At 67.2% G+C, this 19264-nt stretch carries 24 protein-coding genes and 3 tRNA genes; 15 read left to right on the top strand and 12 right to left on the bottom strand.

Features of this window, described 5'->3' with window-relative positions; translation table 11 throughout:
• Positions 1 to 29: 29 nt before the first annotated feature.
• Positions 30 to 704, top strand: coding sequence for a Rid family hydrolase (locus JQT59_RS29820; RefSeq protein WP_213573086.1), 675 nt, complete (start codon positions 30 to 32; stop codon positions 702 to 704).
• The gene (gene tatA / locus JQT59_RS29815) at positions 704 to 871 is read left to right on the top strand and encodes a Sec-independent protein translocase subunit TatA (RefSeq protein WP_213573085.1); all 168 of its coding nucleotides are present in this window, start codon (positions 704 to 706) and stop codon (positions 869 to 871) included. The genes JQT59_RS29820 and tatA overlap by 1 nt, the downstream gene beginning before the upstream one ends.
• Positions 872 to 1133: 262 nt before the next feature.
• Here the strand turns inward: tatA and menE are convergent, their stop codons facing one another.
• The 8 genes from menE to JQT59_RS29775 all read right to left on the bottom strand — a co-directional run bounded on the left by menE (position 1134) and on the right by JQT59_RS29775 (position 6367).
• Positions 1134 to 2279 (bottom strand): o-succinylbenzoate--CoA ligase, encoded by a 1146-nt coding sequence (gene menE, locus JQT59_RS29810; RefSeq protein ID WP_213573084.1) that lies wholly within the window; start codon positions 2277 to 2279, stop codon positions 1134 to 1136.
• A complete protein-coding gene (locus JQT59_RS29805) occupies positions 2276 to 2575 on the bottom strand; it encodes a DUF3349 domain-containing protein (RefSeq protein ID WP_208962346.1) in 300 nt (99 codons plus the stop codon). The genes menE and JQT59_RS29805 overlap by 4 nt, the downstream gene beginning before the upstream one ends.
• Positions 2576 to 2578: 3 nt before the next feature.
• Positions 2579 to 2926, bottom strand: coding sequence for a DUF3349 domain-containing protein (locus tag JQT59_RS29800; protein ID WP_213573083.1), 348 nt, complete (start codon positions 2924 to 2926; stop codon positions 2579 to 2581).
• A 47-nt stretch (positions 2927 to 2973) separates the two neighbouring features.
• Positions 2974 to 3243, bottom strand: coding sequence for a hypothetical protein (locus JQT59_RS29795; protein ID WP_213573082.1), 270 nt, complete (start codon positions 3241 to 3243; stop codon positions 2974 to 2976).
• Between the two features lie 12 nt (positions 3244 to 3255).
• The gene (locus JQT59_RS29790) at positions 3256 to 4470 is read right to left on the bottom strand and encodes an inorganic phosphate transporter (RefSeq protein WP_213573081.1); all 1215 of its coding nucleotides are present in this window, start codon (positions 4468 to 4470) and stop codon (positions 3256 to 3258) included.
• A gap of 79 nt (positions 4471 to 4549) precedes the next feature.
• Positions 4550 to 4945 carry a VOC family protein gene (locus JQT59_RS29785; protein ID WP_208962342.1) on the bottom strand — a complete coding sequence of 132 codons (396 nt, stop codon included), beginning with the start codon at positions 4943 to 4945 and terminating at the stop codon, positions 4550 to 4552.
• Between the two features lie 3 nt (positions 4946 to 4948).
• Positions 4949 to 5398 (bottom strand): hypothetical protein, encoded by a 450-nt coding sequence (locus JQT59_RS29780; protein WP_109327920.1) that lies wholly within the window; start codon positions 5396 to 5398, stop codon positions 4949 to 4951.
• 75 nt (positions 5399 to 5473) lie between these two features.
• The gene (locus JQT59_RS29775; RefSeq protein ID WP_213573080.1) at positions 5474 to 6367 is read right to left on the bottom strand and encodes a 1,4-dihydroxy-2-naphthoyl-CoA synthase; all 894 of its coding nucleotides are present in this window, start codon (positions 6365 to 6367) and stop codon (positions 5474 to 5476) included.
• A gap of 72 nt (positions 6368 to 6439) precedes the next feature.
• Here JQT59_RS29775 and JQT59_RS29770 point away from each other — a divergent pair, with 72 nt between their 5' ends.
• The 3 genes from JQT59_RS29770 to JQT59_RS29760 are packed head-to-tail and all read left to right on the top strand — an operon-like array spanning position 6440 to position 8591.
• Positions 6440 to 7093, top strand: coding sequence for a PaaI family thioesterase (locus JQT59_RS29770; RefSeq protein ID WP_159920355.1), 654 nt, complete (start codon positions 6440 to 6442; stop codon positions 7091 to 7093).
• Between the two features lie 4 nt (positions 7094 to 7097).
• A complete protein-coding gene (locus JQT59_RS29765) occupies positions 7098 to 8099 on the top strand; it encodes an o-succinylbenzoate synthase (RefSeq protein WP_213573079.1) in 1002 nt (333 codons plus the stop codon).
• A 45-nt stretch (positions 8100 to 8144) separates the two neighbouring features.
• A complete protein-coding gene (locus tag JQT59_RS29760) occupies positions 8145 to 8591 on the top strand; it encodes a DUF6918 family protein (protein WP_109327928.1) in 447 nt (148 codons plus the stop codon).
• A gap of 56 nt (positions 8592 to 8647) precedes the next feature.
• Here JQT59_RS29760 and JQT59_RS29755 read toward each other — a convergent pair whose 3' ends face one another.
• Positions 8648 to 9475: a siderophore-interacting protein gene (locus JQT59_RS29755; RefSeq protein ID WP_213573078.1), complete on the bottom strand. Its 828-nt coding sequence runs from the start codon at positions 9473 to 9475 to the stop codon at positions 8648 to 8650.
• Positions 9476 to 9535: 60 nt separating this feature from the next.
• A complete protein-coding gene (locus JQT59_RS29750; RefSeq protein ID WP_213573077.1) occupies positions 9536 to 10132 on the bottom strand; it encodes a flavin reductase family protein in 597 nt (198 codons plus the stop codon).
• A gap of 92 nt (positions 10133 to 10224) precedes the next feature.
• On the opposite strand from JQT59_RS29750, the gene menD reads away from it, so the two are divergent.
• From menD to JQT59_RS29730, 4 genes are all read left to right on the top strand, one after another.
• Positions 10225 to 11850, top strand: a complete 1626-nt coding sequence (menD, locus tag JQT59_RS29745; protein WP_213573076.1) for a 2-succinyl-5-enolpyruvyl-6-hydroxy-3-cyclohexene-1-carboxylic-acid synthase — start codon at positions 10225 to 10227, stop codon at positions 11848 to 11850.
• Complete coding sequence (locus tag JQT59_RS29740; RefSeq protein ID WP_213573075.1) at positions 11847 to 12284, top strand: DUF3592 domain-containing protein; 438 nt, start codon at positions 11847 to 11849, stop codon at positions 12282 to 12284. The genes menD and JQT59_RS29740 overlap by 4 nt, the downstream gene beginning before the upstream one ends.
• A gap of 73 nt (positions 12285 to 12357) precedes the next feature.
• Complete coding sequence (locus JQT59_RS29735; protein WP_213573074.1) at positions 12358 to 13503, top strand: glycosyltransferase family 4 protein; 1146 nt, start codon at positions 12358 to 12360, stop codon at positions 13501 to 13503.
• A 111-nt stretch (positions 13504 to 13614) separates the two neighbouring features.
• The gene (locus JQT59_RS29730; protein ID WP_109327939.1) at positions 13615 to 14313 is read left to right on the top strand and encodes a demethylmenaquinone methyltransferase; all 699 of its coding nucleotides are present in this window, start codon (positions 13615 to 13617) and stop codon (positions 14311 to 14313) included.
• 6 nt (positions 14314 to 14319) lie between these two features.
• On the opposite strand, the gene JQT59_RS29725 is transcribed toward JQT59_RS29730, so the two are convergent.
• Positions 14320 to 15582 carry a geranylgeranyl reductase family protein gene (locus JQT59_RS29725; protein ID WP_213573073.1) on the bottom strand — a complete coding sequence of 421 codons (1263 nt, stop codon included), beginning with the start codon at positions 15580 to 15582 and terminating at the stop codon, positions 14320 to 14322.
• A 129-nt stretch (positions 15583 to 15711) separates the two neighbouring features.
• On the opposite strand from JQT59_RS29725, the gene JQT59_RS29720 reads away from it, so the two are divergent.
• The gene (locus JQT59_RS29720; protein ID WP_249353948.1) at positions 15712 to 16767 is read left to right on the top strand and encodes a polyprenyl synthetase family protein; all 1056 of its coding nucleotides are present in this window, start codon (positions 15712 to 15714) and stop codon (positions 16765 to 16767) included.
• Between the two features lie 141 nt (positions 16768 to 16908).
• Complete coding sequence (gene htpX / locus JQT59_RS29715) at positions 16909 to 17772, top strand: zinc metalloprotease HtpX (RefSeq protein ID WP_159920373.1); 864 nt, start codon at positions 16909 to 16911, stop codon at positions 17770 to 17772.
• Positions 17773 to 17840: 68 nt separating this feature from the next.
• On the opposite strand, the gene JQT59_RS29710 is transcribed toward htpX, so the two are convergent.
• Positions 17841 to 18332, bottom strand: a complete 492-nt coding sequence (locus JQT59_RS29710; protein WP_109327953.1) for a YajQ family cyclic di-GMP-binding protein — start codon at positions 18330 to 18332, stop codon at positions 17841 to 17843.
• A 198-nt stretch (positions 18333 to 18530) separates the two neighbouring features.
• Here JQT59_RS29710 and JQT59_RS29705 point away from each other — a divergent pair.
• The 4 genes from JQT59_RS29705 (at position 18531) to rpmG (ending at position 19237) form a co-directional block, all read left to right on the top strand.
• A tRNA-Tyr gene (locus JQT59_RS29705) sits at positions 18531 to 18613 on the top strand.
• A 204-nt stretch (positions 18614 to 18817) separates the two neighbouring features.
• Positions 18818 to 18890: transfer RNA gene (locus JQT59_RS29700), tRNA-Thr, on the top strand.
• Positions 18891 to 18935: 45 nt separating this feature from the next.
• Positions 18936 to 19008, top strand: a tRNA-Met gene (locus JQT59_RS29695).
• A 61-nt stretch (positions 19009 to 19069) separates the two neighbouring features.
• The gene (gene rpmG, locus JQT59_RS29690) at positions 19070 to 19237 is read left to right on the top strand and encodes a 50S ribosomal protein L33 (RefSeq protein ID WP_005252089.1); all 168 of its coding nucleotides are present in this window, start codon (positions 19070 to 19072) and stop codon (positions 19235 to 19237) included.
• The last annotated feature ends 27 nt before the right edge of the window (positions 19238 to 19264 follow it).

The raw sequence follows: 19264 nt of genomic DNA, 5'->3' as shown, positions 1-19264 counted from the left end.
CCTTCCCTTCTAACAAGGAGTTCTGAACTGTGAAGTCTTTTCGTACCAAGGCCGTGACCGCCGCGCTCGCAGCGTCCGCTCTGATCGCCGGGGCGACATCATGCTCCTCCGACGAGGCCGCAGCGGAGGCGCCCGGCAGCACCTTCGTCTCGAAATCCATTCTCGAAGCGGGCGAGGCGAATCCGATGATCGCACAAGGGGTGGCGATCGGCGGTGGCACCGCGGTCTACAAGTCGAGCGGGATCGGACCGGGTGCGTCCAACAAAGCTGTGCCCGAGGGCACCCCGGAGTCGTACATCGACACGGACGTGTTCGCAGGCGGCATGCTTCCCGGCGGGGTCACGATCACCGAAGCGCAAGGCATCAATGCCCTGAAGCGAATTCGCGACAATCTCGAGGCGCAGGGACTGACGCTCGAGGATGTCGTGACCATGCGGGTGTTCCTCGACAACGCCCCCGGAACGGACCGCGCCGATTACGCCGGCTGGAATCGCGCCTACCGGCAATTCTTCGCGAACACCAACCTCGACACCGGCGACACCGAACTGGTTCCCCTCGGCACCGCGGAACCGGCCGCCCCGATGGAACGGAACTCCGCGCATCCCAGCCGATTCGCCCTCGAGGTGGCGAGCCTGCCGGCAGCGGGATGGCTCGTCGAAGTCGAGGTGGACGCCGTGTACCCCGACGGTGAGGAACCGCAGTAATGGGAGCGATGAGCCCGTCACACTGGGCGATTGTCGCGGTGGTTCTGGTGGTGCTCTTCGGGTCGAAGAAATTGCCCGACGCTGCGCGCGGTCTCGGCCGGTCTATGCGAATCCTCAAAACCGAGGTGGGCGAGTTGCAAGCGGACGCCTCCGACCTGGAGAAGTAGGCGCCCGAGCGGGACGCGTCGAATGGTGCAGCGTGGACGTGTACTTCAGCAGTTCGGCCGCCGCCGGACGTGTGATTGCGAGTCAGCGTCGGTCATGGCGGGCATCGTGCAGCACGCGCAGACAGGACTGGTGTGCTCACCAGGACTTCAGTGCAACCCTGTAAATGGAGGGCAGCCTGTGGACAACTCCATCTGGAGACATTGGCCAGACGCGCGACCATTGCGACCGCGGCTGGCCAAAATCAGCGCAAACAGGCGAGCCCTACCAGAACCTGGACTCCAGGGCCCGGCGGTCGACCTTGCCGGGACCGCGGAGGGGGAGGGCGTCGACGAGGTGCAGTTCGCGGGGGGCAGCGGTGGGGTCGAGGGTGCGTTCGACGAATTGCCGCAGTTCGTCGAGCGTGGGGAGGGTTCCGGGTTCGGCGACGACGGCGGCGGTGACACGCCGGCCGAGTCGTTCGTCGGGGAGGCCGAAGACGGCGCATTCACGCACGGCCGGGTGCTCGTTGAGTGCGCGCTCGACTACTTGCGGTACGACGGTGAGGCCGCCGGTCGAGATGGCCTCGTCCAGTCGGCCGGTGATGCTGAGGATTCCGTCGGTGAGCGACCCGGAGTCGTCGGTGCGGAACCAGCCGGGTTCGGCGAACGCGGGGTGGTCGGGAATGCCGCGGTAACCGGTCGCCAGCATGGGACCACCGAGCAGGACGCGGCCGTCGTCGTCGATCCGGACCCGCGCGCCGTCGAGAGGGATGCCGTCGTACACGCATCCCCCGCACGTTTCGCTCATGCCGTAGGTGCGCACGACGGTGATCCCAGCCTCCTGGGCACGTTGCAGCACCGGGGCCGGTGTCGCTGCGCCGCCGAGCAGGACGGCGTCGAGGGAGGCCAGTGCCGCCACCGCGCCGGGGTGGTCGAGGGCCTTGACGAGCTGCGTCGGAACCAGCGACGTGTAGCGGCGACGCGAGGTCATGGTCTCGACCGCGGCGGGCAGCGCTGCGGGATCGAAACCTCCCGTCACATCGACCACGACCGGTTCGGTGCCCGCCAGCACACTGCGCAGGAGAACCTGCATCCCCGCGATGTGGTGGGCGGGCAGCACCAGGAGCCAGGAGCCGGGCCCGCCGAGTCTCGCGTGTGTCGCTTCACCGCTCGCGCGCAGCGCAGCCGCTGTGAGCATCGCACCTTTGGGCACGCCCGTCGTACCCGAAGTCGCCACGACGAGTGCGACGCCGTCGTCGATCGGCTCCCCAGGACGCAGGGCGTCGGTCAGTCGCCGGGTCTCCCGCTCGTCCGCGGCGGGGACGGGCAGCGCGGCGGGGGCGGTTCCGTCGAGCATCTCCGACAGCTGCGGCAGGATGCCGACGACCCCGACGCCCGACGGGACGGGAAGGACCTGGAGTTCGCTCACTGGGCGGGCCCGGCCAACGGCCATCCGCCCGCGGCAAGATTGCTGCGAACCCGGTCGACATCCGATTCGAGTGGCAGCTCGTCGGTGACCTTGGTGATCAGGACCTGGATGTCCGTCTTCTCGATGGGGAGGTCACCTTCCTCGACGAGAGCGTCGGCGACGGCATCCACCTCGTCTTCGGACAGGCGGCGAGTGAGCAACGCGAACAGCGGGATGTAGTCCTGCTCGGGCACACCATTGGGATAGCCGGCTCGCAGCCACCCGACGATGGAAGTGAGGAACGGTGGAAGGCTCATCGGCTATCCCGCGTCGCGTGTTTCTTTCGGATCGCCCGCACCCTCGTCGGTGTCACCGGCGACCGGCCACCCTCCCGTGGTGAGGTTCGCGGTGACCCGCGCAACGTCCTCCTCCGACGGCTCTTCGTGGGTGATTTCACTGATGAGGCGCCGGATGCTGTCGTAATCGACGTGGCGATTCGGGTGTTCGTGGGCCGTTTCGATCGACAGCGCCACCACTTGCTCGATTTCCTCATCGGTGAGTCGACGACGCAACACCGCCAGCAACGCGAAATGGTCCTTCGCCGGGATCCCCTCGGGGTATCCGGCGCGGAGCCAATCGAGTACGGAACGAAGTGAATATTTGGGCACGCGTTCGGCCTCTTTCGTCGATGGAGTGGGGACCTCGCGGTCGCCGCTCAGAAGATGTGGATACCGAACGTGCTGGCCAGGAAGTCGCTCATCAACAGCAGTATCCCAGTGATGATCGCGATCAGCACGACGGCGAAGCAGGCCACGGCACCGATCCGGCCTGCGACGGACGCCTGCGGTGCGGAGGTGTCACCTCCGGCTCCGATGCTGAGCGACTTCAGTCCGAGAGCGAAGATGGCGGGGAGTCCCGCACCGAACAGCAGTCCGACGAGGATCACTTGCCAGAGCGAGTTGACGGTGGTGGTCAAGAGGGTCATGAGCAGCTCCCGTCAGTGGTTGGTGGTGGTGGGTCTGGGCGACTCGGAGATCTCCAAGTCGGCCGGGGGTGGTACAGCCGTGGTCGCGGGATGCTCTGCACCCGGCTCCCACTCGGCGTTGACATTGCCGGAGTGCACCGGCTGCTTGCGGGACCGTAGGTACATGAACCCGGCGAGGAGGATGAGTGCCGCGAACACCACCAGCACGCCGGCGAGGCCGCCGATGATGTGCGCGAGGAACCAGCACACGGCGCCCACGAACGCGGCCGAGGGGAGAGTGATCAGCCACGCGACCGCCATACGTCCGGCGATGCCCCAGCGAACCTCGGCGCCCTTGCGGCCGAGTCCGGTGCCGAGGATGGAACCGGTGGCGACGTGTGTGGTGGACAACGGAAGTCCGAGGTGGCTCGACGTCAGGATGATCGCGGCCGACGAGGATTCGGCGGCCATGCCTTGCGGGGCGGCGATCTCGACGAGCCCCTTGCCGAGGGTGCGGATGATCCGCCAGCCGCCGAGATAGGTGCCGAGGGCAATGGCGACGGCGCAGCTGAGCTTGACCCAGAACGGCATCTCGTCGTCGGCGGTGATGCTGCCGTGCGCGACCAGTGCGAGGAAGATCACACCCATTGTCTTCTGGGCGTCGTTGGTTCCGTGCGCGAGCGACACCAGCGAGGCGGAACCGATCTGACCGACGCGGAACCCGTGCTCCTTCGTTCCCTCCGGCACGGCGGAGGTGATGCGGTATACGAGTTTAGTGCCGGCCGTGGCGACCAGTGCTGCGACGACAGGGGCGAGAAGTGCCGGAATGACGACCTTGCCGAGGACCCCGCCCCACTCGACACCACTCATGCCGATGGACGCGATGGCCGCACCGATCAAGCCACCGAACAGCGCGTGCGAGGAGCTCGACGGCAGACCGAGCAGCCAGGTCGCGAGGTTCCAGATGATGCCGCCGACAAGTCCCGCGAACACGATGAGCAGGAGATCTTCACCGCCCACCGTTCCCAGGTTCACGACACCTTTGGCCACTGTCGCGGCCACCTCGACCGACAGGAATGCGCCGACCAGATTCAGCGACGCGGAGAGCACGACCGCGGTCTTGGGTCGCAGAGCTCCCGTTGCGATCGAGGTGGCCATTGCGTTTCCGGTGTCGTGGAAGCCGTTGGTGAAGTCGAAAGCGAGGGCGGTGACGACCACCACCAGAAGAACTACGAGCTCTGCGGTCACACCCAGATTGTGCGGATCGAAGTTCGAAAAGTACAGCTGGGGTCGGACACCTCGAGGCGGCCCGGCGTTTGGCCCCGTGTCACCTGTCGTTCACCGGCCGGGTGTCGCGCCGAAGGGGGTGATCCTCCGGAATCTGCACCAGGACGATCGGAATTCCGTCGGGGTCCGCGATCCACATTTCGTGCAGTCCCCACGGTTCCTGCCGGGCTTCGCGGTTGATCTTGACCCCGGCGAGGACCAGTTCGGTCTGCGCTGCGGTGAGGTCGCGGACCTGCAGCCACAGGGCACCGTCGAACGTCGACGGAGTGTCCGCGGCGCCGTGGGCGGCCACCTCGATGAGTCCCTGCCCCGCGAAGAAGACCGTGCCCCCGGGGTATTCGCGGGCGGTGGCGAGTCCGAGGATGTCGCGGTAAAAACTCAGCGTCGTCGCGTAGTCCCGTGGCCGCAGGATCGTCCTGCTGCTGAGGATTTCCACCCGTCACTCTCCTTTGCTCGGGCGGGCTTCGTGACCTGCCCGGCCGTGTGTGCGTCGCGCTTCCTTCATCTCCGCCTCGAACAGGTGGCGACGACCGTCCAACAGTTCGTCACGGGCGGCGCGCTCGAGTTCACGGAAGGTGGACCAATACCCGTCGTCGAACTCTTCCACGACCTGGAAGGTCCACCGTCCGTCGAGCACGTTGAGGCCGACCAACTCGGTCTCCAGGCGGTCCGCCGTCGCGCCGTGACCGGCCGACCGCAACGCGTCGACGGCGTCACCGAGCTGGAGGTCGGCGTGCCCGATCAGCTGGTGGAACGAGTACAGCAGTCCGCGGGCCCGCTCGACGGTTTCGAGGGATTCGGACAACTTCCCGAGCGCGGCGACGGTGTCGTCGCCGGTTCCGGGCGGACGGCGGTGTTCCGGGGCCGGGAGCTCGCGGTCGGTGCTCATGTGGTCAGTGTGCCGGAATCGGTGAATCCGCGCTGGCGCGTGGCCATTTCCACGATGCCCGGGAAGGGGAGCGGCTCAGAAGTACCAGGGATACGGCTTCCAGTCGGGTTCGCGCTTCTCGAGGAAGGAGTCGCGACCTTCGACGGCCTCGTCCGTCATGTACGCCATGCGGGTTGCCTCTCCCGCGAACAACTGCTGTCCGACGAGCCCGTCGTCCTGCAGGTTGAACGCGTACTTCAGCATGCGCTGCGCCTGCGGGGACTTTCCGTTGATCCTGGCGCCCCACTCGATTCCGACGTCCTCGAGTTCGGCATGGTCGACGACCTTGTTGACGGCGCCCATCCGGTGCATCTCCTCGGCGGTGTACGTCTCGCCGAGGAAGAAGATCTCACGGGCGAACTTCTGCCCGACCATCTTGGCGAGGTAGGCGCTGCCGTAGCCGCCGTCGAAGCTGCCGACGTCGGCGTCGGTCTGCTTGAAGCGGGCGTGCTCGCGGCTGGCGAGTGTCAGATCGCACACCACGTGCAGGCTGTGCCCGCCGCCTGCGGCCCAGCCGTTGACGAGACAGATGACGACCTTCGGCATGAACCGGATCAATCGCTGAACCTCGAGGATGTGCAGGCGCCCGGCGCGTGCCCGATCGACGGTGTCCGCGGTTTCCCCTTCCGCATACTGGTATCCGCTGCGGCCGCGGATGCGCTGATCTCCGCCCGAGCAGAACGCCCAGCCCTGATCCTTCGGGCTCGGCCCGTTGCCGGTGAGGAGGACGGCGCCCACGTCGGAGGTCATCCGGGCATGGTCGAGTGCCTGGTAGAGCTCGTCGACGGTGTGTGGACGGAAGGCATTGCGCACCTCGGGACGGTCGAACGCCACCCGGACGATGCCCTCGCTGATATGCCGGTGATAGGTGATGTCCGTGAGGTTCTCGAAGCCGGGTACGGGTCGCCAGTGCTGCGGGTTGAAGGTCACGGCTCCGAGATTATCGGGTGCCGCCCGTGGGTGTCCGCGCGCGGGAGTCCGGCCCGGGTTTACCGTGCAGGTATGAGCGAACAGGCTGCGGACGTCACCGGTGTCGACGGGAAGCGCGACGACGACTACGAGCACCACGGCGGGTTCCCCAAGTACGAGGCGATCACCCCCGGCCCGGATTGGGCGCGGTTCGTGGAAGGAATGCGCACCCTGCAGGATCTGGCGGTGTCGGTGGACGCCCCCGACGACGTTGTCGCGCAGGCGGCTGACCAGGTGGAGAAGCTGGCCGCAGTGCTCACACCGTACGTGGTTCCCGAGGGACGGTCGCCGGCCGGGCGGACGATCGAGCTGCCGGGCCGGGGGAGCCTGCTGATGCCGCCGTGGCATATCGAGAAGTTCGGACCCGACGGGGTGCGCAGCGCGGGCGAGTTCCGTCGCTACCACCTCGGTGGCAACGGCGCCGCGCACGGCGGCACGCTGCCGCTGCTGTTCGACGACCTGATGGGAATGATCGTCCACGCGTACGGACGGCCCATCAGTCGCACGGCGTACCTGCATGTGAACTATCGGGCGATCACACCGCTCAACACACCGCTCACCGTCGAGGGCAGCGTCGACCGGGTAGAGGGGCGCAAGACGTTCATCACTGCGCAGCTGAAGAAGGGCGACACGTTGCTCGCCGACTGTGAGGCCCTCATGCTCGAGCTTCTGCCCGGACAGCCCTGACCTCGTGTCCACTCTGCCGACCCTCGACGAGGTCCTGGCCGACGCGGTCGTGGTGAGTTTGCCCATGCGGGTCCGCTTCCGCGGCATCACCACCCGAGAAGCCGTGCTCGTGCGTGGTCCCGCGGGATGGGGGGAGTTCGCGCCCTTCCCCGAATACGCGGACGACGAAGCCTCGCACTGGCTGCAGTCGGCGATCGAGGCCGCCTGGCTCGGTCCGCCGCCCGCGCTCCGCGACCGGGTCGCTGTCAACGCGACCGTTCCCGCGGTGGACGCCGCACAGGTTCCCGCCCTGCTCGAGCGATACCCGGGCGCCCGAACCGCGAAAGTGAAAGTAGCCGAGCGCGGTCAGACTCTCGCCGACGACGTCGCACGGGTGAACGCCGTCCGCGCACACATTCCCTGCGTACGCGTCGACGCGAACGGTGGATGGTCGGTCGACGAGGCGGTGACGGCGCTGCACGCACTCACGGCAGACGGGCCGCTCGAGTACGCGGAACAACCGTGCGCGAGTGTGCCGGAGCTGGTAGAGGTGCGTCGACGTGTGCCCGGTGTGCGCGTGGCCGCCGACGAGAGCATTCGACGTGCGGACGATCCGTCGAAGGTGGTTCGCGCAGGCGGCGCCGACATCGCCGTCGTGAAGGTCGCCCCCCTCGGTGGAATGCGCCGCCTCCTCGCGCTCGCGGACGAGTTGTCCGAGTACGGGGTCCCGGTGGTCGTGTCGAGTGCGTTGGACACCGCCGTGGGAATCGCCGCCGGTGTCGCGGCCGCGGCCGCACTACCCGACCTGCATTTCGCGTGTGGACTGGGAACCGGTGGACTCTTCGAGTCGGATGTGGCCGAGCCCAGAGAGCCCGTGGACGGTGAACTGGGCGTCGCATCCGTGACTCCCGACCCCGCCCGGGTCGCCGACCTCGCGGCAACGCCCGAGCGTGCCCGCTGGTGGATCGAGCGGGTGCGCCGGTGTCATGGCCTGCTCGAACAACGCGACCCGCAGCTTTTCGTATAGTGTCTGGCCGGACCTGATCGCTCAGTCAATACGGAGGCATTGAAAGTGGTTGCAGCTCTGAACGAAACCCTGCTCGACGAGGCACGCGTGCCGGCGGTCATCGCCGATGTGCAGGCTCTGATCGACGCGGAGGTTTCGGACAAGTCGGGGGCCTCGGGGCTGGCATTGAAGGGTGGTTACGCCGCGGTCAAGAAGGTGGGACCGTCCATCGTGCCGGATGCTATCGAGGGCTTGCTGCCCGAGTTCGTCACCAAGCTCGAGCCGTACTGGCAGGATTTCACCGCCAGCGGCCAGGATTCGTTCGCCGATTACCTCGTCGCCCGCGGCGACGACGTGTCGGACTCGCTCCTCGGTGTCACCGACGAGCGCATCGAGAACAGTGACCGTGGCGCGGTCAAGAAGGTGTACAACTCGCTGCGCCCGTCCGCGAAGAAGAATGTGATCGAAGCACTTCCGCGTCTGGGCGCACTCGTCCAGAAGCACGCCAACTGAACGAACCTCTGGAAGTGGCGAAGTGCGCGTCCGCGCACTTCGCCACTTCCCTGTGGTCAGTAGGCGGCGTGGCCGTGGCGCCAGTAGCCGGTGAACGAAATGTGTGTCTTAGGAATGTGCCGGTCGTTCACGAGGTGGCGTCGAAGAGCCGTCGGTAAGTCACTTTCCCCGGCGACGAAGGTGTACGACGGCCCGGCCGGAAGATCTGCCTGCCGCACCGTCTCCAACGCAAGCAGCCCCGGACGGGCACCTGCGTTTTCGCGGACCAGCCAGTGCACGTTCACTCCGTCGCCCACCGAAACGTCCTGTGCGTCGGCGGCTTCCGCAATCTCGACGAACACCTCGGCTCGAAGGTTCCGCGGCGCCGATCGCAGAATCCCGACGATCGCCGGCAACGCGCTCTCGTCACCGACCAGAAGCTGCCACTCGGCGCCGGGCGCCGGGTTGTAGATCCGGCCCTCGTCGAGGATCGCAACCTCGTCGCCCGCCGAAGCCGAAGCGGCCCAGGCCGAAGCCGGACCCAAATCGCCGTGCGAGGCGAAGTCGATGTCGATCTCCGTCTCGTCGCCGAACAGTCCGGTGCCGGCGGCACGGTAATCGCGGATCGTGTAGTTGCGCACGACCGGCCGGGTGTCCTTCGACATCAACTTGTACTGCGCGTACCAGAGGTTGCTCGCGCTGGTCGGCAACCGCAAAGTGGTCTGTCCGGGTTGGGGGATGAACATCCGGAACCACTGGTCGAAGCCCATCGGCTTCACGGAGTCCAGTTCGGGTCCCGCCACGGTGACGCGGATGAAGTTGGGACTGATCTGCTTGCCGGCCACCACCCGGGCGGACGCAATTCGGCGAGTCTCGGGTTTGACGAACTTGCTGCGTTGGGCCATGGATGGTTACTTTCCGGCTAGGGAATCGATTTTGTCAGGTAAGCCTAACCAATCGATCGGCTATTCGGGTCGTTGCGGTCGGTCCAGCAACACGACTTCGGGCGGCAACCCCCACTCGTTGCGGCCCAGGCGGCTGAGCGGGGCGAGGGACGCGAAGTCGGGCAGACCGTCCTCCGCAACCGCTTCGTCCCGCACCGCAACCGCCAGCACGTCGCCCATCACCACGAACGAATCACCGACCGGAACGATTTGCGCGAGGCGGCATTCGATCGCCACCGGCGAGGCGGCCACCCGCACGGGACGCACGTGCTCGCTCGCCTCGGTCTCGATCCCCAGCGCCGCGAACTCGTCGACGTCGTGGTCGTAGGTGGCCGAACTGGCGTTCACCACCTTCATAAGGGGTTCGGTCGCCACGTTGATCACGAACTCCCCGGTGGCTTCGATGTTGCGCAGGCTGTCCTTGCGGGTGACGGAGGTGAACTGCACCACCGGTGGGTTGGTGCTCGACACCGAGAAGAAGCTGTACGGGGCCAGATTGGCTACCCCGTCCTCCGAGAGGGTGGACACCCAGGCGATCGGTCGCGGCACCACGGACGCGGTCAGCACCTGGTACATGCGGCGGGGCGGAAGTTCGGCGGGGTCGAAGACTGTGCGCATCTGTTCATCGTGTCAGCGGAGGGGTGTGGCCGCGAACTCACCTGACGAGGTCGCCGACAGAACCGGCCGGTGGATCTGACACTCTGGATGGTGTGAATCCGTCCACTGCACAAGCCACCGCGGTCGTCGACGAACTGGTCCGCGGGGGAGTACGCGAGGTTGTGCTCTGCCCGGGTTCGCGCAACGCACCGCTGGCCTTCGCGCTGCAGAAGGCCGACCTCGAGGGTCGACTGCGCCTGCACATGCGCATCGACGAGCGGACCGCGGGATTCCTCGCGCTGGGATTGGCCGTCGCCGGTCGTCGGCCGGTGCCCGTCGTGATGACCTCGGGTACTGCCGTGGCCAACCTCGGGCCGGCCGTTCTCGAGGCCAACTACGCCCGGGTCCCGCTCGTGGTGCTCAGTGCCAACCGCCCCTACGAAATGCTCGGTACCGGCGCCAACCAGACCATCGAGCAACTCGGACTGTTCGGGAGCCAGGTCCGCGCCACTATCAGCCTGGGGCTGGCGGAGGACGACGCCGGTCAGAACAGCCAGTGGCGTTCGGCCGTGTGCCGGGTCCTCGCCGCCGCGCGCGGCACGAGGTCGGGCAACGCCGGTCCCGTGCACTTCGACATTCCGCTCCGGGAACCGCTCGTTCCCGACGTCCACGCGCAGGGGCCGATCCCACAGGGACGGCCGGGTGGGGCGGCGTGGACCACCACTCAGCACGCGACGCTCGACGTGCCGGTCGAGCTCGACCTCACCCCCGACACCATCGTCATCTCCGGTCACGGGTCGGCTCTACGGCCCGAACTCGCCGGACTCCCGACGGTCGCCGAGCCGACGGCGCCGCTCCACGGCATACCGGTGCATCCGATGGCGCTGCCCCAGCTCAAACCGCGGCAGGCAATCATCACCGGCCGCCCCACCCTGCACCGGCCGGTGTCGAAACTTCTCGCCGATCCGGTCGTGGCCGTGTACGCGCTCACCACCGGCCCGCGCTGGCCCGACGTCTCCGGCAACGTTCTCGCCACGGGCACCCGCGCCGTGGTCTCGGGTGAACCGGACCCGGCCTGGATCGCCCGTTGCCGGACCCTCACCGAGCACACGGACAAAGCGGTGCGCGCCCAGCTGGCGTCCCATCCGAAGGCAACCGGCCTGCACGTCGCCGCCACCGTGATGGACGCATTGTCCGACGGTGACCAACTGCTCCTCGGGGCGTCCAATCCGGTGCGAGATGCCGCGCTCGTCAGTTACCCGTCGCCGCGGATCCGGGTTCTGTCCAATCGGGGAGTCGCCGGGATCGACGGCACCGTGTCGGCCGCGGTGGGGGCGGCCCTTGCCTACGAGGAGGGCCGCACGGTGGCTCTGCTCGGCGATCTGACGTTCCTGCACGACGCCTCCGGGCTGCTCATCGGACCGGGAGAACCGCGTCCCCGTGATCTCACCATCGTGGTGGCCAACGACGACGGCGGCGGCATCTTCGAACTGCTCGAACAGGGCGACCCCCAGTACGCGGGCGTGTTCGAACGGGTCTTCGGCACACCACACGGCATGGACCTCGCCGCGTTGTGCGCCGCCTATCGCGTGGAGCACCACCTCGTCGGGCTCGAAGAATTGTCCGCCGAACTGCACAACCCCGGGACACCCGGTGAACGCGGAATCCGGGTGCTCGAGGTGACCACCGAGCGTTCCGGCCTGCGCGAACTGCATGCAGCGGTCCGGGCGCAGCTGTGAACGCACGGGTGACGGGCCGGGTGCGGCGCGGCATCGTCGTCACGGCCGCCGGCATCTCGATCCTCGCCGTGCTGTTGGTGGTGGCAGCGTGGCGGAACGACCGCACGATCCAATCGGACATGGGTGTCGCGACGGCCGAGGTGCTGTCGGCCGGCTCGCTGCGGTCGGCGATCAGCTTCGTGACGCCCGACGGCGTGACGCACAATCCGGAATTGGGCGTGCTGTATCCGACGCGGTTGACGGCCGGACAACGGATCGACGTCGAGTACGCACGGGCCGACCCGGACGTCGTCCGGGTATCCGGCCGGGATGCGAGTGTCGCCGTGATCCCTGCCGGGTCGCTCATCGTCGTCACCTGGCTCATCGCGGGACCGCTGATCTGGTATCTACGCAGACGAGAGGACGCGGCGGTTTCTCCGGCAATGTCATCGTGAGTTCGCCGGAACTTCGCGCGTCGGTCACATCGTTCTCGCCGCCGTGACCACGGGCACTGCCACGCTGTGCGTCGTGAGAGTAGCGATCGTCGCGGAGTCGTTCCTGCCCAACATGAATGGTGTGACCAATTCGGTGCTCCGGGTTCTCGAGCATTTGCAGCGGGCCGGACACCAGGCGATGGTCGTCGCCCCGGACACCGTCGGTTCACAGCCTCCTGCCTCGACGGAACACGACGGTGTGCCCGTCTATCGGGTGCCCGCGGTCATGGTTCCGAAAGTCAGCTCCCTCCCCGTCGGACTGCCGCAACCGGGACTCACGGCGGAGCTGCGTGCGTTCGAGCCCGACGTGATTCACCTGGCGTCGCCGTTCCTGCTCGGCGCGGGCGGGCTCGGCGCGGCGCACCGGCTGGACGTGCCGACGGTGGCGATCTATCAGACCGACGTCGCGGGTTTCGCCGAAAGCTATGGCCTGGGAATTGCCAGCCGCGCGGCGTGGGCCTGGACCCGCCGAATCCACAAGGGATGCACGCGCACCCTGGCGCCGTCGACGTCTGCGGTCGAGGCCCTTGCCGAGCAGCGCATTCCCCGCGTGCACCGCTGGGCCCGCGGAGTCGAGACCAGCCGATTCGCGCCGTCTCGCCGCAGTACGGACCTGCGCGACTCCTGGTCGCCGGAGCCGGACCGTCTGATCGTGGGGTTCGTGGGCAGGCTCGCTCCGGAAAAGCATGTAGAGCGACTTGCCGCGCTGGCCGGACACCCCGGAATCCAGCTCGTGGTGATCGGCGACGGGCCGGAGCGGGGCCGTTTGCAGAAGCTGATGCCGGATGCCGTCTTCACCGGCCAACTCGGCGGCACGGAACTCGCGGAGGCCTACGCGAGCCTGGACGTGTTCGTGCATCCGGGTGAGCACGAGACGTTCTGCCAGGCCGTCCAGGAAGCGCTGGCCAGCGGCATTCCGGTAATCGGCCCGGACGCCGGAGGGCCACGCGACCTCGTCACACACTGCCGCAACGGTTACCTGCTGCCGGTCGAGCGATTCGCCGAGCTGCTACCCAGTGCTGTCGGGGCGCTGGGTGACCGGCGGATGCGGGCGCGCTTCGGTGAGGCGGCCCGCCGATCGGTGCTGCACCGCACGTGGCCTGCCATCTGCAGCGAGCTGCTCGACCACTACGCCGAGGTCACCGGGTCTGCGGGCTTCCGCGCGTCCCGGGCTGCCTGACGACGGCACGGGGATCGTTCCCCGAGCATGCGCGGCCAACCCGGACATCGGCCGGGCAGGCGTCGACTAGCGCCGATCCCGGCACCCGACGAGGTTGGTAGCGTTCCGGGTGTGGCAACTACACACGGTTCGCGGGCATCGCTCGAAAAAGATCCGCACGAAGTCGCGTCGATGTTCGACGGCGTCGCGAAGCGTTACGACCTCACCAACACCATCCTGTCCTTCGGGCAGGACCGCAGTTGGCGCAAGGCGACTCGGTCGGCCCTCGATCTCAAGCCGGGGGAGCGGGTTCTCGACCTTGCCGCGGGCACCGGTGTGTCGACCGTCGAACTCGGGCGGTCGGGGGCGTGGTGCGTGGCCACCGACTTCTCCAAGGGAATGCTGCAGGCGGGCATCGGCCGGCAGGTTCCCATGGTGGCGGGGGACGCGATGCACCTGCCGTACGCCGACGCGGTGTTCGACGCGGCCACCATCTCGTTCGGCCTCCGCAACGTCTCGGACTTCGATGCCGGGCTGCGGGAGATCGCCCGCGTCACCAAGCCGGGCGGCCGCCTCGTCGTCAGCGAGTTCTCCACGCCGGTGTTCGGGCCGTTCCGGACGATCTACATGGAGTACCTGATGAAGGCGCTGCCGCGGGTCGCCCGCGCGGTCAGCAGCAACCCTGATGCGTACGTGTATCTCGCGGAGTCCATTCGCGCCTGGCCGACACAGTCCGAACTCGCCCAGCGCATCGAGGCGGCAGGGTGGCGACACGTCCAGTGGCGCAACCTCACCGGCGGGGTTGTTGCCCTGCACCGCGCCAGCCGCTGACCGGCCTCAACCGAACAGCGGCCGGGTGTCCGCCTTCTGCGACGCCAGGCCGGACGCACGCCATGCCCGGGCGGTGAGGTCGTTGTCCTCCTCGGTGACGAGGTTGCCCATCACGCGCACGGCGATGGTCATGAGCGCGCGCGAGCGCATTGCCACCGGACCCGACGCCGGGAGAACCCGGGGCACGGTCAGCAGCCCGGCGAGCCGACGTGCCACCGAGAACGCCCGCCCGTAGCGCTCGCGGAGGATGGTGGGCCACAGCTCCGTCAGATCGTCCGCATCGAGGACTTCGGCCACGAGACGTCCACCCTCGAGCCCGTAGTCGATCCCCTCGCCGTTGAGCGGGTTCACACACGCCGCGGCGTCGCCGATGATGGCCCAGTTGCGCCCGGCGACGTGGGACACCGCGCCGCCCATCGGCAGCAACGCGGACGCCACCGCCCGCAGTTCGCCGTCCCAGGCCCACTCCCCGCGCCGCTGTGCCGTGTACAGGTCGAGCAGTGGCCGGAGCGCGCCCGGCGCCGGCCGTTTGGCGGTGGCGAGGGTGCCGACCCCGATGTTCACCTCGCCGGTGCCGAGGGGAAACACCCACCCGTACCCCGACTGCAGAGTGCCGGCGCCGTCACGCAACTCCAAGTGGGAGGTGATCCACGGATCGTCACTGCGCGCCGTGGCGATGTAGGCGCGCGCGGCGACGCCGTACGCGGTGTCGCGGTGCCATTCCCGGCCCAGCTTCTTGCCCAACGTCGACCGGACCCCGTCGGCCACGATCAGGGTGCGGCACTTGATGGTGTGCGTCCCGTCGCCGGTCTGCACCGTCACCGCGCTCACCCGGTCGCCGTTCCGCTCGACGCCGACCGCCTTGGCCCCCTGCACCATCACGGCGCCCGCCTCGACCGCAGTCGTTCGGAGCTTGTCGTCGAATTCGGTCCTGGCCACCGCGCTCCCCACGGCGGGGAACGACCGTCCGGGCCATTCGAGTTCGAGTTCCTGCCCGAATCCACTGAGCCGGAGCCCGCGGTTGGTGCCCTTCGACCGCACCCACTCACCGAGGCCGAGGTGATCGAGTTCGGCGACGGCACGCGGGGTGAGGCCGTCACCACACGTCTTGTCCCGGGGAAACACGGCGGCGTCGACGAGTACCACGTCGCGGCCGGCACGCGCGGCCCAGGTGGCGGCGGAGGAACCGGCGGGACCAGCGCCGATGACCAGGACATCGGCGGCGACGGGAAGCGGGGACCCCGCGGGCGACTGTTCTGCTACGACCACACCTACATCCTGTCAGGCCACGCCCGGGGACCGCGGCGAGGCCGATGGCCGCCGCAACCGCTAGGTTCTCTACCGTGGGTACCAGCCGTCACCGACGGCGCGGGAACCGAGCCGTCACTGACGACAGGAATGGGTACTGAGAACGTGAGCACCGAGGGCGCAGCACACACCGCTGCCGACGCTGTAGAGGGCACTACGGTCGCCGGGATCGATCTCGGCGACACTCAGCTCGCTGCCACGGTCCGCGACAGGCTGAAACAGGTCGAGGAACTGCTGGTCAGCGAACTCTCCGACGGTGAGGACTTTCTCACCGAGGCCGCGCTGCACCTCGCGAAGGCCGGAGGTAAGCGCTTCCGCCCGCTGTTCACGGTGCTCACCGCTCAGCTGGGTCCGAAAGCGTCCGATCCGTCGGTGGTCACCGCCGCCACCGTCGTCGAACTGGTCCATCTGGCCACGCTCTACCACGACGACGTGATGGACGAGGCGTCGATGCGCCGAGGCGCGCCCAGTGCCAACTCGCGGTGGGGTAACAGTGTCGCGATCCTGGCGGGCGACTACCTGTTCGCCCACGCCTCCCGCCTCGTATCCACGTTGGGTCCCTCTGCTGTCCAGATCATCGCCGAGACGTTTGCCGAACTGGTGACCGGGCAGATGCGCGAGACGATCGGCCTGCGCGGCGAGCAGGACCCGATCCAGCACTATCTCAAGGTGGTGTGGGAGAAGACGGGTTCACTGATCGCTGCGTGCGGACGTTTCGGCGGCACCTTCTCCGGCGCGGACGCCGCCGACGTGGAGCGGCTCGAACGTCTCGGCGACGCGGTCGGCACGGCCTTCCAGATCTCCGACGACATCATCGACATCTCCTCGGTGTCGGCTCAGTCCGGCAAGACACCAGGGACCGACCTGCGCGAGGGCGTGCACACCCTTCCTGTGTTGTATGCGCTGCGCGACGAGGGACCGGAGACAGACCGGCTGCGTGTGCTTCTCGACGGCCCCGTCACCGACGATGACGACGTCGCCGAGGCGCTCGAGCTCCTCGCGCGGTCGCCTGGGATGGCGCAGGCCAAGGCGAAGCTGGAGGAGTTCGCCGTGGAGGCGCGTGCGCAGCTCGCCCAGCTACCCCAAGGTCCCGCCAACGACGCGCTCGTCAAGCTGGTCGATTACACGGTCGAACGCGTCGGCTGAGCCGTATCGTCGAACCTGATTGCTCGCGCGATTTCCACGCTGTACACACCGGGAACCGTCTCACCACCCTGCTTCGTTGAATGATCAAGATCCGGTATTCGGGCGATCGTGATCGGGTGACGACGACAAGGAAGGCGAGCCGTGCGCGGGTACGCAAACGGGGCTAAGACCCTGGTTCTGCTGGTCGGCATGTCGGCGCTGATCGTGTTCATCGGCGCGTTGTTCCGCAACACGACCATCCTTCTGCTGGCCATCGTGTTCGCGGTCGGTATGAATGCGTACGCCTACTTCAACAGCGACAAGCTGGCCCTCAAGGCCATGCATGCGCAGCCGATCACCGAGGTGGAAGCGCCTGCCATCTACCGCATCGTGCGGGAGCTGGCCACTACAGCTCATCAGCCGATGCCCCGGCTCTACATCAGCCCCACCAGTGCCCCCAACGCGTTCGCCACGGGTCGCAGCCCTCGGCATGCGGCGGTCTGCTGCACCAGCGGCATCCTGCAGATTCTCAACGAACGCGAACTGCGGGCGGTCCTGGGACACGAGCTGTCGCACGTCTACAACCGCGACATCCTGATCTCGTCGGTGGCTGGGACGATGGCCGCCGTCGTGTCCGGGCTGGCGAACTTCGCCATGTTCGCGAACATGTTCGGCGGACGGGGTGGGGGACAGGGCGCCAACCCGCTCGCGCTGCTGCTGGTGTCGTTGCTCGGCCCCATCGCGGCCACCATCGTCAAGCTGGCGGTGTCGAGGTCCCGGGAATACCAAGCGGACCAGTCGGGCGCAGAACTGACCGGTGACCCTCTCGCCCTGGCCTCCGCGCTACGCAAGCTCGAGCGGGGCACCCAGGCGGCCCCGCTCCCCCCGGAACCTCAGCTCGCCGCGCAGTCGCACCTGATGATTGCCAACCCCTTCCGTACCGGCGAGAAGATGAGCCGCATGTTCTCCACCCACCCGCCGATGGCCGAGCGCATCGAGCGTCTCGAGCGGATGGCCGGCCGGTAGGCGGCTTCACCGCCCGTGCGCCTTTCTGGTTGCTCCAGCTACCAGAAAGGCGCACGAGCGCGGAGCGCCTACCGGTAGTTCACGAACTGCAGCGCGATGCCGAAGTCCTCCCCCTTGAGCAGGGAGATGACTGCCTGTAGGTCGTCGCGCTTCTTACTGCTCACGCGCAGCTCGTCGCCCTGAATCTGCGCCTTGACGCCCTTGGGTCCCTCGTCGCGGATCTTCTTCGTGATCTTCTTGGCGTTCTCGGTGGTGATGCCCTGGACGAGCGTGCCGGTGAGTTTGTAGATCTTCCCCGACTGCGCGGGCTCGCCGGCGTCGAAGGCCTTCAGCGAGATGTCCCGGCGGATCAACTTCTCCTTGAAAACTTCGAGGGCGGCAAGTAGTCGCTCCTCGGTGTCGGCCGTCAGCGTGATGGATTCCTCACCGGACCACTCGATGGACGCGCCCGTGTTGCGGAAGTCGAAACGGGTCGACAGCTCCTTGCCGGCTTGATGCAGGGCGTTGTCCACCTCTTGACGCTCCACCTTGCTCACCACATCGAAGGACGAATCAGCCACTGCACACTCCCGGTTTCCGTCTGTTTCCCCCGCCGCGATCCGGACGGGCGCTCACCTGAATGCTAGTGAGCAGATTCGACGCTATCGGTTCGCAACCGCCCGTATCCACCCGGTTTGCAAAACGGGGGGCCGTTCGTTGTATTCTTCTTTCCGCAGTGGAGAGCGATCTCGCAGAGATTCGCGCTCCTCGTGCAACCCGGCAGATTGCCCGAGCGGCCAATGGGAGCGGACTGTAAATCCGTCGGCTTATGCCTACGTAGGTTCGAATCCTACATCTGCCACACACAGAACCCCGGTGAGCACCAGCTCACCGGGGTTCTGTCGTTGGGTACCTGTGGTTCGGGCTTTCCGCGATCGTTCCCGGGAGCGCGTAACGTCCGGTGGGTGGAGTTTCGGAGAACCGTGACCAGGCAATTTGGTTCTCGGCGCGAACTCTGTGTAATCTCGTCAAGGCTTCAGCGCACAGCGATGTGCGAGTGAAGCACGCCCCCTTAGCTCAGTCGGCAGAGCGTTTCCATGGTAAGGAAAAGGTCAACGGTTCGATTCCGTTAGGGGGCTCGCTGGATTGTGGTGAAGCGCTTCGTGCGCGACACTCGACACCGAGGCGGTGTAGCTCAGTTGGTAGAGCAAACGACTCATAATCGTTGCGTCGCCGGTTCAAGTCCGGTCACCGCTACACAATATGCATGATCCACCCTGATTGCTCGTAATCAGATACACCCGAAAGAAGGCATCCCGTGGCCTCCTCGACTGACGTTCGGCCCAAGATCACTTTGGCCTGCGAGGTATGCAAGCACCGTAACTACATCACCAAGAAGAACCGGCGTAACGACCCCGATCGCCTGGAGATCAAGAAGTTCTGCCCCAACTGCGGAACCCACCAGTCGCATCGCGAGTCGAAGTAGCACGGTTCCGGCCGGGAGTTGAGTTCG

Origin of the sequence: Rhodococcus sp. USK13 (genome assembly GCF_018343855.1) — a bacterium.
GTDB lineage: Bacteria > Actinomycetota > Actinomycetes > Mycobacteriales > Mycobacteriaceae > Rhodococcus_F > Rhodococcus_F oxybenzonivorans.
Note: the sequence above shows the minus strand (reverse complement) of the source record. Positions and strands in the feature narration are given on the sequence as shown.

Excerpts from the sequence above, each read along its gene's own strand:
- tatA (WP_213573085.1), top strand. The coding sequence starts at position 704 with ATGGGAGCGATGAGCCCGTCACACTGGGCGATTGTCGCGGTGGTTCTG.
- JQT59_RS29805 (WP_208962346.1), bottom strand. The coding sequence starts at position 2,575 with ATGAGCCTTCCACCGTTCCTCACTTCCATCGTCGGGTGGCTGCGAGCC.
- JQT59_RS29795 (WP_213573082.1), bottom strand. The coding sequence starts at position 3,243 with ATGACCCTCTTGACCACCACCGTCAACTCGCTCTGGCAAGTGATCCTC.
- JQT59_RS29780 (WP_109327920.1), bottom strand. The coding sequence starts at position 5,398 with ATGAGCACCGACCGCGAGCTCCCGGCCCCGGAACACCGCCGTCCGCCC.
- JQT59_RS29770 (WP_159920355.1), top strand. The coding sequence starts at position 6,440 with ATGAGCGAACAGGCTGCGGACGTCACCGGTGTCGACGGGAAGCGCGAC.
- JQT59_RS29755 (WP_213573078.1), bottom strand. The coding sequence starts at position 9,475 with ATGGCCCAACGCAGCAAGTTCGTCAAACCCGAGACTCGCCGAATTGCG.
- JQT59_RS29750 (WP_213573077.1), bottom strand. The coding sequence starts at position 10,132 with ATGCGCACAGTCTTCGACCCCGCCGAACTTCCGCCCCGCCGCATGTAC.
- JQT59_RS29720 (WP_249353948.1), top strand. The coding sequence starts at position 15,712 with ATGGGTACTGAGAACGTGAGCACCGAGGGCGCAGCACACACCGCTGCC.